Raw genomic sequence first — 15,263 nt, 5'->3', positions numbered from 1 at the left:
TTTCGTCTGCTATTCAGAGACTCTTGCCGAGGTGTTTTAGGTAGGTTAGGAACTCCTCTTTAAGCTGAGGATGGCGCATGCCGTACTCGACGTTGGCCTTGAGATAGCCCAGTTTGCTGCCGCAGTCATGGCTTCTCCCCTTCATGGCATAGGCACAGACAGGCTCCTGGTCCAGCAGCATGTCGATGGCGTCGGTCAGCTGAATCTCATCGCCAGCCCCCGGCGGAGTCTTGCCCAGCAGAGGCCAGATGTTGGCGGACAACACGTAGCGACCCACCACCGCCAGATTGGAGGGCGCATCCTCCGGCTCGGGCTTTTCCACCATCTTCTTAATGGGAGCAGTGTCGCCGTGCAGCAGCTCAGCCCCTCCAAGATCCACAATGCCGTAGCTGGAGACCTCGGCTTCGGGTACGGATTCCACCATGATCTGGCTGGAGTGGCTTTGTTCGAAGCGATGGACCATCTGCGCCAGGTTGTCCCGCTTCGGATCGGCGGCACTGTCGTCGATCAACACATCGGGCAATATGATGGCGAAGGGGTTGTCGCCTACCAGGGGGCGGGCACAGAGAATGGCGTGACCCAACCCCTTCGCTTCCCCTTGTCTGACGTGCATGATGGTGACTCCCTTGGGACAGATCGCCTGAACCTCATCCAGAAGCTGGCGCTTTACCCGTTTCTCGAGAGTCGCCTCGAGCTCGAAGCTGGTATCAAAATGATTTTCGATGGAGTTTTTACTCGCATGGGTCACCAGTACGATTTCGGTGATGCCTGCGTCGATCGCTTCATTGACTACATACTGGATCAGGGGCTTATCCACTACAGGTAACATCTCCTTTGGAATGGCCTTGGTCGCCGGCAGCATTCGTGTACCCAGCCCGGCGACGGGGATGACGGCTTTTTTGACGCTCTGATTGTGCATGAGATTGGCCCCTGCTTTTTTGGTCCATTGGGCCGCATATTAGGGCAAGTTGCCAGTGGGTGCCCGTTTATCTGCCGATAAGGGGTCAAGATGTCCGGGCATCATTCAAGTGGCATGGCGCCCCATTTGAGGGCAATTGCCAACTCGTGGGGGAGGGCTGGCCCGGAATCGGAACAGCCCTTGTCGGGGTCAGAGCTGAAGTCGTCCGCTGTTTTGCTCCAGGGTTTTTTCGCCTATCCCTTTCACCTCGGTCAGTTGGGCCAGGTCGGTAAAGGGTCCGTTTTGCTCGCGGTAGGCAACGATCGCCTTGGCCTTACTCAAACCCACGCCCTTCATTTGAGCCGCTATCTGCTCGGCATCAGCGGTATTGATGTTGATCTGCATCTGCTGTTCGGCGGCCTGAGTGGGCTCCTCAGCAAAGGTGAACAGAGGGGCGGACATCAAAGCTGAGCACAGAATCAGGTGTTTTATCATGGTGTTCTCTCCTTGGTTTCACCAGTTTTACCCCAGCTGGGGCACACCTATGACGTTAGCTTAAGGGGGTTGGCGTCAATGTGATTTCTTGTGATTGTCGCAGGTCATCTTTTCCATCACAGGCATTAATGGTTGTGACTGCGATCACGAAGCGTCTTTTGCGCCGTGAGGCCGTGGTCACGAATATTGTTTTTGGGGTAAAAAACAAAAATCGACCATGGCGCCTGGGATGAAACTTTGCTTCATTCGCCTTTGGTCTAACCTTGCCCGATGGGGCGGTTGTTTTAGCAAAGAGTTGGACCGCCGATAAGTTTCAGTTTGGTAGTTTTGGACGGTGTGCTGAGCGGCATTCGGTATCAAATTACTGAAATTGGCCGCTTGTGCCTTCTCATTTTTCCCCCGTAACCTAAGAAAAAACACACTTGGTTAAAGGGAAATTTATGTCCGAAATCACACAGTCCCAGGGAGCGACTGAGCAGGGGTACCTGAGCTCGCTGATGGACAAGAAGATGATTATCCTGTTGTGCGATGTGGCGCTGTTTGCAGCTCTGATCGCCTGGTTGCCATTTGACCCTGAGATCAACAAAGGGTTGGCGATGCTGGTATGCATTGCGATCCTGTGGCTGACAGAGGCGATTCACATCAGCATTACCGCTTTGTTGGTGCCGGTGCTGGCGGTGGCCTTGGGGATCTTTACCATGCCCAAGGCGATGGCCAACTTCTCCAATCCGATTATTTTCCTGTTCTTCGGCGGTTTTGTGATGGCCGCAGCCCTGAACGCCCAGGGGATCGACAAGATGATCGCCAGCAAGGTGATCAACATGGCCAAGGGCAAGCTGGCGGTGGCTACCCTGATGCTGTTCTCTGTGACGGCGTTGCTGTCCATGTGGATCAGCAACACGGCCACTGCGGCGATGATGCTGCCTCTGGCCCTAGGGATGCTGTCTCAACTGGACAGAGAGGAGAACCACAGAACCTATGTGTTTGTGCTGCTGGGTGTGGCGTACAGCGCTAACATCGGTGGTATCGGCACCTTGGTGGGCAGCCCGCCAAACGCCATTGCTGCCGCCGAAGTGGGTCTGAGCTTCTTCGAGTGGCTGGAGTATGGTATCCCTGTGGTACTGCTGCTGTGGCCCCTGGCCATTGGTGCCCTGTACTTCTTCGTTAAGCCTAACCTCAACCAGAGCTTTAACTTCCGTGCCAGCGAAGGGCGCCTGACGGGCCATGCCAAGTGCACCCTGGCGGTGTTTGCACTGACCGTGGCTGCCTGGATCTTCTCCAAACCCCTGAGCCAGGCCCTGGGAGGCATCGCCAAGTTCGATACCTTCGTGGCGCTCAGCGCGGTAGGTGCCCTGGGTATTCTGCGACTGGTGAAATGGAAGCAGATTGAGAATACCACCGACTGGGGTGTGCTGTTGCTGTTTGGTGGCGGCCTGACTCTGAGCGGTGTGCTGAAAACCACAGGAACCAGTGTCTTTATGGCGGAGCAGGTCACCAACCTGTTCGGATCCTCCCACCTGGCCCTGTTCATTCTGGCGACCACGGTGTTCGTGGTGTTGCTGACCGAGTTTGCCAGTAATACAGCCAGTGCGGCCCTGCTGGTGCCGGTGTTTGCCTCCATCGCCGAGGCTCTGGGAATCTCCTCGGTAATGCTGTCTATGGTGATTGCCTTCTCCGCCTCCTGTGCCTTCATGCTGCCGGTGGCAACGCCGCCCAATGCCATTGTGTTTGGAGCCGGTTACATTCGCCAGACCGAGATGATTCGGGCCGGAGTGATGATCAACATCATCGCCATTGCGGTTATCTACGGCCTGTCACTGATTCTCTGGTAATCCCTGGGGGCGGACTGTGCAATGCTTGCGCAAACAGATGCGCGACGGCTCAAGTTCGCCCCTTTCTTCTTGCAACACTCCGGCGCATCAGTAATAATGCGCCTGCCTTTAAGGGCTCATGTCTATGACGCCCCCGGTCCTCTCGCAATGCTAATTCGTTTACCTGGTCAGGCCCGGAAGGGAGCAGCCAAGGCGGGTGACGCATGTGCCGGGATGTGGCTGGGGGCGTCACCAATTTTACAGCTATCCTTGTCGCTTTACCCATAAGTCTGCATAGCGGAAGCAATAAGCTGCATAACTGGCAGTTAAAGCCTGCATAGTCTATGTTTTGATGTAGAAATCCTACATTGAAGGCGTCAGCGGATGTATCGGCGCAAGCTAGGCTACTCTCGGGTCAAAAACCTCTTTCGTTTTGCCAGTCCTAAAATGGGCCGGGTATTGACGCTTGAATCCTCACTTGAGTTCGACGCCTGCTTTCACTTCGAATACTCTCCTGAAATTGAGCATTTTGAAGTTCAACCCGAAGGTTTTTACTACTCGTTCAACGGTCGAAGTTGCCCCTACACCCCAGATTTTGCAGTGGTTGAGCGCGGGATGCGCCGTTTTATCGAGGTGAAACCCCAGCGAAAAGCTCTTCGTAGTGAATTCCGTAGTCGCTTCCATGCCAAGCAGATACAAGCCAAAGCCTTAGGGATCTCATTGGTCTTGGTAACGGACAGGCAGATCCGCGTTAACCCCATACTCAATAATCTTAAGCTGCTGCACCGTTACTCCGGCTTTCAGTCTGCGACGCCCTTACACCTGATTCTACTGAAACTCGTGAAATATCTAGGGATAATTTCAGTAGTCGATCTGGTCAGCGAGTGTGGAGAGGAACCAGGTTTAGTGCTGGCAACGACTCTTGCGCTTGTTGCTAAAGGCCAACTGACGACAGACCTAGTGGGGGCTGAATTAGGGCTAGACACCAGGGTTTGGAGTTAACATGACTTCTAAGCCCTCTAAAGCGGCGTTTCTGAGCTTTGAGGATGAATATGTCCCAGAGTTACCGGTATCCGAAGAGAGTTGCTCAGACGGTGAGCCAGAGCTGATCGAACGGGATATAGCCAGCTATCCCCCCTCTGTTCAAGAGGAGACGTTCCGCAGAGTGGAGTATGTTCTCTGGTTCCGGGATCACCTGGAAGGAGGATGGACACAGAAGAACATTGAGCCTCTGATAGCTGTTGCGGAGAGGGATATTGGAAAACCGGCGCCAAGTTGGCGAACGCTTGCTGAATGGTGGCGGGCTTACAAAACATCAGGAGGTTCGATACGCTCGTTGGTTCCTAGGCATGCGAATAAGGGGAATTCTAAATCTCGGACCTCCTCTGGCGAACAGCGGTTCTTTGATGAGGCAGTAAAGCGCTATTTAGTCCCAGAGCGCCCTTCTGTATCGGCTGTCTATCATCAGTATTACACTGCCTCGATACGGGCTGAAAACGCTAGTTTACTCGGTGATCACATCGCTCCTATATCCTACAGAGCGTTTTTAGATCGTATAAACCGCTTGCCCCCTTATGAAGTAATGAAAGCCCGCCATGGTAAGTACAAGGCAGATGTTGAGTTCAATTCAATTGGTGCCCATACACCTGCGGTTCGCGTACTTGAACGGGTGGAAATTGACCACACGCCGCTTGATGTCATCTTGCTCGATGATGAGCTGAGAATCCCGCTAGGTCGCGCTTTCCTTACATTACTAATTGATAGCTACAGTCGTTGTATCGTGGGGTTTCATATTGGTTACAAAGAGCCGAGCTACTATTCGGTGAAGATGGCGTTATCCAATGCAATGAAACCGAAGGATGAGATATGCCGGCAATTCCCCAAGCTTCAACATGATTGGCCCTGCCATGGCAAGATCGAAACATTAGTTGTGGACAATGGGGCAGAGTTCTGGAGTAAAAGTCTGGAACAGTCGTGCTTGGAAGTGGTCAGCAACATTCAGTTTAATCCGGTTAAGCGTCCATGGCTGAAACCGTTGGTGGAACGTATGTTCCGGACGATTAACTGCGAAGTATTGACTTCAATGCCGGGTAAGACCTTCGCGAGCATTCTTGAGAGGGAGGATTACAATCCGTCCAAGGATGCAGTAATCCGGTTTGGCACTTTCAACGAGGTCTTCCACCGCTGGGTGATTGATTCCTACCATCAGGACACGGATACACGGTTTACCAGGCCTCCGCCTTACGTGGCTTGGCATGAAGCCGTTGCGACGTTGCCGCCCCTGCCATTGTCGGAAGAAGACCAGAAGAAGCTAGAGGTTGTCTTGGCGTTAAGTGACTATCGTCAGCATCGCCGTGGTGGGATCCATATTCACAATCTTCGCTACGATAGCGATGAACTCGCAGCTTTACGAAAATACCACGTAGTTAACCGAGGGCGAGGGAAGCAGCCATCGCTGCTTGTCAAAACCAATCCCGATGATCTTTCCTGTATCCACGTTTATGTTGAGCGCTTAGAGGGCTACCTGAAGATCCCCTGTGTGGATCCAGTAGACTACACCAAAGGACTTTCGTTGCAGCAGCACAAGGTAAATTGCCGCTTACATAGAGAGTTCATCAAGGGCCAGCTAGACCTCGATAGCTTGGCTCAAGTGCGAATGTCACTCCACCAGTTGATTGAGCAGGAGGTTGAGGAGATTAAAAGAGGCAAGGGCCGTAAAAAGATCAAGCAGGTTGCTAAGGTCGCGAGACACCAAAATGTATCAAGTTCGACCACCGGAAGCATCGTACCTGAGGCGCAACCGGCAGTGAAATCAGAGAGCATAGAGCAAAAGGGACAAAGCACACCAATTCCTAGTGAAGAGGACTGGGATGACATCGTCTCTGGGCTAGAGCCGTACTGATGAATGAGATCAGTGAAGAAAGCCTAAAAGCACTTGCGGCATTCAAAAACTGTTTTGTGGAGCAGACGCTAGTAACCCAGATCTTTGCTGATTTTGATCGCTTACGGTTCAACCATCGATTAGGCGGTGGTCAGCAGTGCATGTTGGTAACGGGGGATACTGGGGTTGGAAAAACGGAGCTTACTAAGTATTACCTGCAACGAGTTCCTCAAGATAAGCATGGTGGCTATGCTCACCGCCCAGTACTTCTCAGTCGGATTCCCAGTAAAGCAACCCTGGAATCGACCATTATTGAGCTCCACAAAGATCTCGGCCAGCCTTTTAGCACAATAAGGCGGGGGAAGAGCAATGACCAGTCACTGACGGAGTCACTGATCAGACTCCTTAATCGTTGTGGTACCGAGTTAATAATCATCGATGAGTTCCATGAATTGCTTGAGTTTCAAGCTGGAAGTGTGCGTGCCGATATCGCTAATCGGTTGAAGTTTATCAGTGAACAAGCTGCGATCCCCATTGTATTGGTGGGTATGCCCTGGGCAGCAAAGATCGCTGAGGAACCACAGTGGGGCAGCCGCCTTATCAACCGGCGCTTCATCCCGTACTTCAAATTGTCTGAGGACTACATGTGCTTCACCCGGTTCTTGAAGGGCCTCGCCATGCGGATGCCATTTGAGACGCCACCGAAACTGGAAAAGCGCCATACCACTTACGCCTTGTTTTCAGCAAGCAGAGGATGTTTAAGAACCTTGAAGGAACTGCTGTATGAGGCAGTTGCCCTGGCGCTAAGACTTCGGGCTCAAACTCTCCGAAATGAACATCTGGCGCAATCCTTCGGCATGCTGTCTCAGGAGAAACTGAATCCCTTTGAGCTACCTGTCGATGAGATCCAAGCATGTGAAGTGGAGGCCTATTCACGTTATGAGTTCAGTGCTCCAAAGGACGCTAACCCCATCATTGATACAAAGTTTGCTGCTCAGCTTCCCATTTCTCAACTACTCAGCATGAGTACTTCACTAAGAAAGCCTCATAGAAGCTAAAAACTAAGATATCCTTAGTACACTTGCTGCTGACCAACTAAGAAAATCTTAGCTATCTGAACCAATCCAGGTAGTTGAAGATAAATGGAAACACCGATCTCGCTCAGGTTAAAGAGTGCCCGGAAAGCGACGGGCCTCACCCAGCAGCAGCTGGGGATGCGCTTGGGTATGGACCCTAACACCGCCAGTGCCAGGATGAATCAGTACGAGAAGGGGAAGCACATCCCTGACTACCTGACGATGCAACGTATCGCCGCCGAGTTGGGGGTGCCAGTTGCGTATTTTTATTGCGAAGAGGAACTTCTGGCAAAGATCCTTTGTGCGGTTGCTCAGTTGCCGAAAGAGAAGCAGGAATGCCTGTTCAAGTCCTTGAGTAATATCAAGGCCTAATTAGCTAGCATGTAGACAAACAGGTCATCTGAAGCCTCTATTCTTAGAGGCTGCGCCGGTGATGTTTCAACCGTCCGTCATCATAGTTAATAAGCAACTAACCATTGAAATATCCAAGGGCTGCTCCCGCCACAAGCGGTCATCAGTAACGCTCCACTCAGCGGGAGCAGGTGGATTGGCTAAAATCAGATAGGAACGAGTAATAGCCAACCAAACTATTGTGGGTTAGTTCAGATTTTACCTGACACTTGGTTTGAAAAACTGAGGGTTACCGACTTTGATTGATTGTGACCAAACATTCAACAAAGCAAAAGGTAACCCTCATGATTCAGAGTAACCAACGTATCATCAAACACAAGCTCGGTTTGCTGAATTTGGCAGAAGAGCTGGGTAACGTTTCTAAGGCCTGCAAGGTGATGGGCCTGTCTAGAGACACCTTCTATCGCTACAAGTCAGCTATGGACAACGGTGGCGTAGATGCCCTCATCGATAAGTCTCGCCGCAGGCCAAACGTCAAGAACCGAGTGGATGAAGCCGTTGAACGGGCTGTGGTGGAGTACGCCGTTGAGCAGCCAGCACATGGGCAAGTTCGGGTCAGTAACGAACTTAGAAAACGGGGTGTATTTGTCTCAGCCAGTGGCATCAGGAGCATTTGGCTCAGGCACCAGTTAGAGAACTTCAAGCTGCGCTTAAAAGCACTCGAGGCCAAGGTGGCTGAGGAGGGCATTATCCTCACTGAAGCTCAGGTGACAGCACTTGAGCGCAAGCAGCACGATGATGAAGCCTGTGGTGAGATAGAAACCCACCATCCAGGTTATCTGGGGTCGCAGGATACGTTCTACGTCGGCACGCTCAAGGGTGTTGGCCGGGTTTACCAACAAACCTTCGTTGATACCTATTCCAAGGTGGCCTGCGCCAAGCTGTACACCACCAAGACGCCCATCACAGCGGCAGACCTGCTCAATGATAAGGTGTTACCTCTGTTTGCCGAACATGGCCTGCCGATGCTGCGGATTTTGACCGACCGGGGTACTGAGTACTGCGGCAAGGCTGAGCAACACGATTACCAGTTGTACCTGGCCATCAATGACATCGAACATACCAAGACCAAGGCTCGTTCGCCGCAGACCAATGGCATCTGTGAGCGGTTCCATAAAACGATATTGCAGGAGTTCTACCAGATCACCTTCAGAAAGCGGATATACGACTCCCTGGAGGCGCTTCAGTCTGAACTGGATAAATGGCTCGAACACTACAACACTGAACGAACCCATCAGGGCAAAATGTGCTGTGGCAGGACGCCAATGGCCACTTTGCTTGATGGAAAATCGGCTTGGGAAGAGAAGTCACTGAGCTGATTTCGACCTGACAGTCACGTCGAGAAAAGCCGGTAACTGTCAGGTGAAGTCTGGATTACTACAACTATTGCGATCCGCCTGTAGCGCCTTGTTAGGGCTTTACTTTGACGACGCGTTGAATTCAATTCTCATTGGCAGATCAGTCATTGCGTAATGTACGAACTGCCGACCCAGAGCAGTGAGTTCATAACCTTCATTATCATCAAATGCAGATACTGGTGGCTTTGGACCACTGCCTTTTGGGCGTCTTTGTGTCTTTTGAGGTATCACATTTCCAAAGTAGTCTCTGTCTTTGTGCTGACGAATGATACCCCCAGTACTGAGGTCTCTAAATAGGAGTTTATATAGGTCCGCATCTGCCGAGTCTTCACGGACCCGCCCCTTACCAATCTTCCTCCAGATCTGTCCTCTAGTAATCCCGTCGCTGTTATAGATTGCACCTATAACTTGAAAGTGCATTTCCGAATAAATATCAATCCAATCGATAAACATTCTCAACACGTCATCACTGGAAACTTGACAATTTGCTGCGTTTGCCAAAATGTTCCGTATATATTCACGTTTATCTTCGCTTTCAGCGCAGGACCACTCCCTGAACGTCTTCTTTATAAGAGACCGGTAGGAGCGACTTTCAACTCGCTCAGAAATCGCTTGATCTTGAAGATCGAGTCTTCCCATGATCTCGATGATCGTTTCTTCTTTCTCTTTCAACTCATCTTCAAGCATACGAACCCATTGCTCGAAAAAGCGATTGACCTTACCTTGTTCGTGCTCGGACCAAGCACCAACAATAGCCGAAAAAATGCCACCGGCGAAAGGGACTGCACCACCCACGGCCGTTAAAGCACCACGACTTACTTTTGATACTTTTCCGCTTTCTGGGATTTTGCTTTCTTCTACACCTTCGATTTCATCACTCATTGTTGATTCCTTGTGATTGCCCTAACAGGGTATTAATGGGAATTCCGTATAACGGAGTGAAAGTGAGAATTCGTATTAACACCGGATAAAGTGAGAACAAGTTAGCAAGCTACTCCCTGCAAATCAATTACTTAAGTCAACTTTGGTACTGTTCTTGTAGTGAAGCTGAGAGTTCGTACTTACTGAAGTTTGCGTATAGGCACAATGACCGGCTTTGGCGCCAGAGCTGGCATCAACTGGTAACCTGGTTCGTCTTAACTACCAGGGAGAATGCCAAAGACTCCTGACGCCACATTGCGGTCATTGGAACGCTTGGTTGTGTCAATGGAAGTGGGGGCGACTCAAGATGGGTACCCAGACGTTAATCAAGAAGACCTGAGGACATACCAGATAACCGCCGTCAGCGATAACAGTTGTATCACCATCAAAACAACCAGACTCTCAGTTGGTATCCCAAGTTTAGAGTGGCTATCTGACACTGCACCGTAGATTACCGTGATGTGGAAAATGGTGGAAAAAAGCCCTGCAAAGATAAGCATAAGCGTTCCCTCGCTTGCTGATAGACGGCAACTTGACTCCATTCAAGTACCAAACCGCCCTACCTAACATTAGGTATAGCTCATCATGTGATTCGAGTAAAATCAGAAACCTGAAAGGTTAGTTGTAATGATCAACAAAAACCAATGACGAATCATCGTCGCCACGATGAACCGCCGACCACCAGGGTGAGCAATATCATCACCACCAGCATCGGATGACTAGTGAAGAACTCAAAAATCTGGCCCGGCATGGCATCGTAGGCCGACTGGACCACGCTGCCCCCGTCTGCTCTCAGCCCGTCAGGCTCCGCTCCACCTCCTCCAACTGCTAAAATATCCATGGACCACTTCATCCTGATATCCCTTATTCAATGGCTGTTGTAAGCCGCTCATCAACCCAAATGCCAAACTCCTCACCAAACTGAGCTTGGTCATCAGCTTGATATATCCGATGTCCTTTAATCTGCCTGCCGACCTCATTTCTATCTTGTTTCACTATACGTAAATAAACGTAGTTCAAGCTGTCATCATCAGGCGTGGCCTGCCCCACCACTTTATAGAATCCTGGCCTGGACACCTCCTCTTTAACTTGAGTTGATTCATGACAAAGCTTCTTCACCCAACCTTCTGTCCCAAGTCTTTGGAAGTCACGCATTACCCTGCTCTCAGCAGCGCCCGCCCCTGACTCTAAGAGCAAAACAGCCGCAGCCCCGTCGATACCGACCGCTATCAATGCCTCAAACGCAACCAGGTCCATCTACTCGCTTCCTCAATCTGAATAGCTTTTACAGTGGCTGCGCACTGACGCCGGTGAGGTCTTGAAAGACTCTGGTGCCGAAGCAGAGCAGGAACTCAAATAACCCTCTTTCAGCAGCACACTCAGGCCAATGGCTCTGCTAAATCAACCGATAAAGAGGCCATTCATCATGTACGAAACAAGTCGCATGCCGCGGTACTGCACCCGAAACAACATCTTCCAATCAGTAAACAACCGGGAACAACATTCAGACTCCAGTGATTTGGATTAGGGAGCCTGAATCTCTCTTCTCTAAACCAGTCTAATTAGCTCTCTATTTCCGCCTTTCGCCCTAACCACCTTGCATCATATCTGCACGTCAAAGTAGGAGCTAATACCAACATTAACCCAACTTATCAGCAGAATATGGCTATCTCAACAATCTAAATTTCTTAGTCATCATCACAAAAGGCAGATTGGGTCAGCAGAAACCACAATGAAGGATCCTTTATGCCCTTTGATGCTTTCTTAAAGTAGACACTAATAACCCGTACTGTCTCCTTTAGTGGTGCTAGGTGCTGGAGAAAGCGTTAACAATGGAGCAATCGTGATTACCTCAGAAACTGTTGCACATACGCGCGTGGCACGCTCTATTCATGAACAATATTTTAGGCAGAATTGCCTAATTAAATGACCTAAAGTCTAAATATGTTAAGAGCTAAGTAGGTAAACAGCTTGTTTATTCAGGGCCAAGCAGAAGCTGTTGCTATGGAACATACAGGTTGCTTTTATTGATTTAGAAAGCACCAACATGATTGAAGTACTGGACTTTCTTCCGAGCCCCGTGGACGAAAGAGAGGTATTTATGTCTACCTTTTCAACTGCAGTCACCGCATTAGTTCACTTAATCCTGACGTTGACGTTTGCACTGGCAGCCGTGATGGTTTGGCTCTGGTTGGTGAAATGGCGCTTTGATGCGCCAGAATCCTTCACCGACAAAGACATTGATGCAGATCTGCATCATCACTGAGTATACATCGGCAGAGGCCGCTACCAAGGTGAGGCCAATGTTTAGGAAGTACTACAAAGGCGCTTAATCTGCGGCTGTATCTTGTCGGCCTCATCTGAATGATAACTAGCGAAGCTAGAAGCCATATCATTAAAGGCCGATTTTGGCGCTGAAGCGAGCTGACACAGAATCATGGCCCTAGGACCAAAGTCGCTGCCTGGTTAGCAGGCAGCGCACGCCACAAAGCAGTCGTTGGTGTTCACTAGAACGGGGCAGCTTCAGTTCCCTCTGACTGTACTTGTTATTTTAAAAGGCTCTATTCGTTGTAAGCCCAGTTTCCGACAAGAACATAAGAAAGCCACGACCATAGTTGGTTATGAAGTACCCACGCTCATCCAGACCGACGAGGCCTGAGCCTGTCAGGTAATCAAGATACTGTTGAAAGCTGTAATTTTTGTATACGTCTGGCGATTTTTCATACGCTGCCGCATAGAAAAAACTAAGAATGTCGGCTCCCACCGGCTCTGTTTGTATATTTAGCGATTGTAGGGCCGAAATTTGGCTTCCGAAAATCTGGTTATAAACTATGATATAGCTATTCTTCAATTGAAGTGCAGCATGATGCTTTACCAGTACGGTCACTTTGTCCTCTGGTGCTTCTAGTTTACGACTTTCCAAATCAGCATATATACGTTTCTCTAACTCCGTTTGTAAACCCAACGGGTCAGCTGGTACAGAGTCAGCAATAGCCGAATTGCTCTCAGGGCTTTCTATTCGCTGTTGCCCAGGAGTAGCAAAGTTAAACTCACTTCCTTTAACATTAGCCTTGGTAAGTCTTTGAAGAAGTTCTTTTAACGGCTCCTTCAAAATTAAAGCCAGGACGACTGCAGCTATTGGCCATGCCAAATGTTCAATGGAGTTGGATACTAGTGTAAGTGCGTCCATGTTCTTCCTAATTTAACGCCAGTAAAAGCGGGCCGGCCGAAGGCCAGTCCGGTGAGTGAAACGAACAGACTGATTACTCTTCTTAAGGGGATTTACCATGCTAGCTCCTCCCCAATTTTTTCTATCAGAGCATCGTTGTCCAAGAAGTTCCTAAGAATTATTTGACCATTAGCATTAGCATGTTCAATGACATCTATTAAGTATTGACGATATGCGAGCAATACACTCAACGCAGGCTCAAATTTTGGGATATGACCACGTAATTGGTCCAAATCAAAATGTGCAATGAACTTATCTCTAACAGTTTTCATTTCTTCATGATAACTAACCCATTCTGGAATAGTTAGATCACAAGCATCGACAATTACGTTTCGGTCAAAAATAGGGTAGCCATCTGGAAGTTGTAATTTAGACCAGTGAATATCTTCGTTTCTGCTTCCAAATATCTGACACCATTGGATTATTAGTGTTTTAGTAAAACAAGAGCCACAAGTTTTATTAAAATCTGTTTTGTCGAGGCTATGGTATTTCCTTGCATATAATAATGCACGTAAACATTCATCAAGGATTGTTTGCTGAATACCGATTAGCGTCATTACTTCGTCCTCCACACCAATCTCCTTAACAGCTGCTTTTATGCGGCAAATCGCCACCTTTTACTCGGGTCATCCGTGCTTAGTCTTTGCACAACGTATCAGTGAACAACCGCACACACTTTACCAAATATATCAGTAGATTAGGTTTGGCTCAAAGCCATTTGCTGCTTGCTCATGAGCATGAAAGGCGACTCGATGCTGCAGGGTGTAAGGCCCCCTGCAGTCGAGGTGAATGACCGCAATTGGCGCCAACGCGGTCATTCACGATTTTGACGCCAAGTGTTCCTGTGTCGACTGGAAGGCCAATGAACATGGGAAGGTACTTTCATCATGCATGTGTCAGAGAAAGTGCTAGCCTTAAACTAAGGATTACTTAGTTTTGGTTGCTATGGAACTGTTAATTAGGCAGAAGCCATTTGCTGATGAATCGCTAGAGAGCTACTTGCTACGTCTTTCGGTCGAGAATGGCTTCGAGTCATACAGGGTGCTGAGCACGTTGGTCTATGAGTGGTTGTTGGAGCAGGATCTTGGGGCGGCCGGTGCCTTTCCGAGAAGCCTGGCACTCGTAAATGTTTTTCATGCCAATCGCAGTAGTGGGTTGCGCATTCGAGCGCTGCAGTTATTTGAGCAGTTGGGGAAGAGTGAGAGCTTGCCTTTGCTGAAATTGGCTGTGATGCACTCGTCGGCAACTTTTGGCAATCGAAGAACTGCTGTGTTCCGTGATGGTGTGGACATTCCCCGCAGCTTCATTCGTAAGGACGGAATCCCTATCTGCCCTCAGTGCTTGGCGGAAGAGCCTTATGTTCGTCAGTGTTGGCATTTCACGCCCTATGTTGCTTGTCACAAGCACTGCTTGCAGTTAGTGGCCAATTGCCCTGGTTGTGGTGAGGTGCTGGACTACCAAGCACGCGAACAGATCATTCATTGCCGCTGCAGCTACAACCTACGCTACGCCACTTCTGAAGTAGCCTCTCCAGCTTGTTTGAGACTCAGCCGCTTAGTGGTTGGAGAGCCTGTAGAGGGTGATGATCCGTTGGCAATGACGAAGAATCTGCCTGTGCGCCTTGGCGCATTGCTATGGTCACTGAAATTTAACCGGTTAGATGGCAGAGGTGCAGAGGGCGAAACCAGTGAGTTGTTATCCGCAATGGAGTACTTTGACCGCTGGCCCGAGTGCTTGTTCGAGGAATTGGAACTGCGGAGGAGGGACTTCGAGTTACGATTGAGCCGTGGGTACAACCGCAGCCACTTTCGCGAAGTATTTGGTGATTTGTTGGTGGACGCACGCAGACTGCCAATGCGAGATCTGGGCCGAAATTTCGTACTTCGAGCGATCGTTGATTATCTGTGTGAACTCGTGCACCAACATCCTAAGTCAAAGCAATCGAACATAGCGGATGTCTTGCTTAGCATGGCTGAAGCGGCAGCTGTTTTGTCGACGAATCTCGAAGTGGTTTATCGCCTTTATCAAGAAGGGTTCCTGGTGTTGGCGATACGGACCAAGGGGAGATCGAAACTGGAAGCCCAAACGCCGGCTTTTCGCCTGCGAGATGTCATGGAACTGAGGCTGGCTCGTATGCAGTCACAGAATGATGGCGCCGACCGCTATCTGCCTGCGTGGTGATA

General features: G+C 49.7%; 15 protein-coding genes and 1 other RNA gene. 9 read left to right on the top strand and 7 right to left on the bottom strand.

All coding sequences use genetic code 11. The annotated features are described in order from the left end of the window. Positions 1 to 13: 13 nt before the first annotated feature. Positions 14 to 919, bottom strand: a complete 906-nt coding sequence (gene galU / locus ACN0RV_RS03385; protein WP_417345578.1) for a UTP--glucose-1-phosphate uridylyltransferase GalU — start codon at positions 917 to 919, stop codon at positions 14 to 16. 189 nt (positions 920 to 1,108) lie between these two features. Next, complete coding sequence (locus ACN0RV_RS03380; protein ID WP_417345569.1) at positions 1,109 to 1,393, bottom strand: ComEA family DNA-binding protein; 285 nt, start codon at positions 1,391 to 1,393, stop codon at positions 1,109 to 1,111. Positions 1,394 to 1,890: 497 nt separating this feature from the next. On the opposite strand from ACN0RV_RS03380, the gene ACN0RV_RS03375 reads away from it, so the two are divergent. From ACN0RV_RS03375 to ACN0RV_RS03345, 7 genes are all read left to right on the top strand, one after another. Next, positions 1,891 to 3,225, top strand: coding sequence for an SLC13 family permease (locus ACN0RV_RS03375; RefSeq protein WP_417345847.1), 1,335 nt, complete (start codon positions 1,891 to 1,893; stop codon positions 3,223 to 3,225). Between the two features lie 131 nt (positions 3,226 to 3,356). After that, positions 3,357 to 3,453: signal recognition particle sRNA small type (gene ffs / locus ACN0RV_RS03370), an RNA gene on the top strand. A gap of 135 nt (positions 3,454 to 3,588) precedes the next feature. Further along, a complete protein-coding gene (locus ACN0RV_RS03365) occupies positions 3,589 to 4,206 on the top strand; it encodes a TnsA endonuclease N-terminal domain-containing protein (RefSeq protein ID WP_417345567.1) in 618 nt (205 codons plus the stop codon). A 1-nt stretch (position 4,207) separates the two neighbouring features. Further along, positions 4,208 to 6,106: a Mu transposase C-terminal domain-containing protein gene (locus ACN0RV_RS03360; protein ID WP_417345565.1), complete on the top strand. Its 1,899-nt coding sequence runs from the start codon at positions 4,208 to 4,210 to the stop codon at positions 6,104 to 6,106. Next, positions 6,106 to 7,143 (top strand): TniB family NTP-binding protein, encoded by a 1,038-nt coding sequence (locus ACN0RV_RS03355; RefSeq protein WP_417345563.1) that lies wholly within the window; start codon positions 6,106 to 6,108, stop codon positions 7,141 to 7,143. The genes ACN0RV_RS03360 and ACN0RV_RS03355 overlap by 1 nt, the downstream gene beginning before the upstream one ends. Positions 7,144 to 7,227: 84 nt before the next feature. Beyond that, a complete protein-coding gene (locus tag ACN0RV_RS03350; protein WP_417345561.1) occupies positions 7,228 to 7,533 on the top strand; it encodes a helix-turn-helix domain-containing protein in 306 nt (101 codons plus the stop codon). Between the two features lie 323 nt (positions 7,534 to 7,856). After that, positions 7,857 to 8,891, top strand: a complete 1,035-nt coding sequence (locus tag ACN0RV_RS03345; protein ID WP_417345559.1) for an IS481 family transposase — start codon at positions 7,857 to 7,859, stop codon at positions 8,889 to 8,891. Positions 8,892 to 8,990: 99 nt separating this feature from the next. Here the strand turns inward: ACN0RV_RS03345 and ACN0RV_RS03340 are convergent, their stop codons facing one another. The 3 genes from ACN0RV_RS03340 to ACN0RV_RS03330 form a co-directional block, all read right to left on the bottom strand. After that, positions 8,991 to 9,812 carry a hypothetical protein gene (locus ACN0RV_RS03340; RefSeq protein ID WP_417345558.1) on the bottom strand — a complete coding sequence of 274 codons (822 nt, stop codon included), beginning with the start codon at positions 9,810 to 9,812 and terminating at the stop codon, positions 8,991 to 8,993. Positions 9,813 to 10,503: 691 nt separating this feature from the next. Next, the gene (locus ACN0RV_RS03335; RefSeq protein WP_417345556.1) at positions 10,504 to 10,704 is read right to left on the bottom strand and encodes a hypothetical protein; all 201 of its coding nucleotides are present in this window, start codon (positions 10,702 to 10,704) and stop codon (positions 10,504 to 10,506) included. A gap of 11 nt (positions 10,705 to 10,715) precedes the next feature. Continuing rightward, the gene (locus ACN0RV_RS03330) at positions 10,716 to 11,108 is read right to left on the bottom strand and encodes a hypothetical protein (RefSeq protein ID WP_417345555.1); all 393 of its coding nucleotides are present in this window, start codon (positions 11,106 to 11,108) and stop codon (positions 10,716 to 10,718) included. Positions 11,109 to 11,898: 790 nt separating this feature from the next. On the opposite strand from ACN0RV_RS03330, the gene ACN0RV_RS03325 reads away from it, so the two are divergent. Further along, entirely contained in the window at positions 11,899 to 12,117 is a 219-nt protein-coding gene (locus tag ACN0RV_RS03325) for a hypothetical protein (RefSeq protein WP_417345553.1), read from the top strand. Positions 12,118 to 12,402: 285 nt separating this feature from the next. On the opposite strand, the gene ACN0RV_RS03320 is transcribed toward ACN0RV_RS03325, so the two are convergent. Together ACN0RV_RS03320 and ACN0RV_RS03315 are read right to left on the bottom strand one after the other, a co-directional pair. Further along, entirely contained in the window at positions 12,403 to 13,041 is a 639-nt protein-coding gene (locus tag ACN0RV_RS03320) for a hypothetical protein (protein WP_417345551.1), read from the bottom strand. 92 nt (positions 13,042 to 13,133) lie between these two features. Beyond that, positions 13,134 to 13,652, bottom strand: coding sequence for a hypothetical protein (locus tag ACN0RV_RS03315; protein WP_417345549.1), 519 nt, complete (start codon positions 13,650 to 13,652; stop codon positions 13,134 to 13,136). Between the two features lie 373 nt (positions 13,653 to 14,025). Here ACN0RV_RS03315 and ACN0RV_RS03310 point away from each other — a divergent pair, with 373 nt between their 5' ends. Further along, complete coding sequence (locus ACN0RV_RS03310; RefSeq protein WP_417345548.1) at positions 14,026 to 15,261, top strand: TniQ family protein; 1,236 nt, start codon at positions 14,026 to 14,028, stop codon at positions 15,259 to 15,261. The last annotated feature ends 2 nt before the right edge of the window (positions 15,262 to 15,263 follow it).

This window comes from Ferrimonas sp. (genome assembly GCF_048263965.1).
Taxonomy (GTDB): Bacteria; Pseudomonadota; Gammaproteobacteria; order Enterobacterales; family Shewanellaceae; genus Ferrimonas.
Note: the sequence above shows the minus strand (reverse complement) of the source record. Positions and strands in the feature narration are given on the sequence as shown.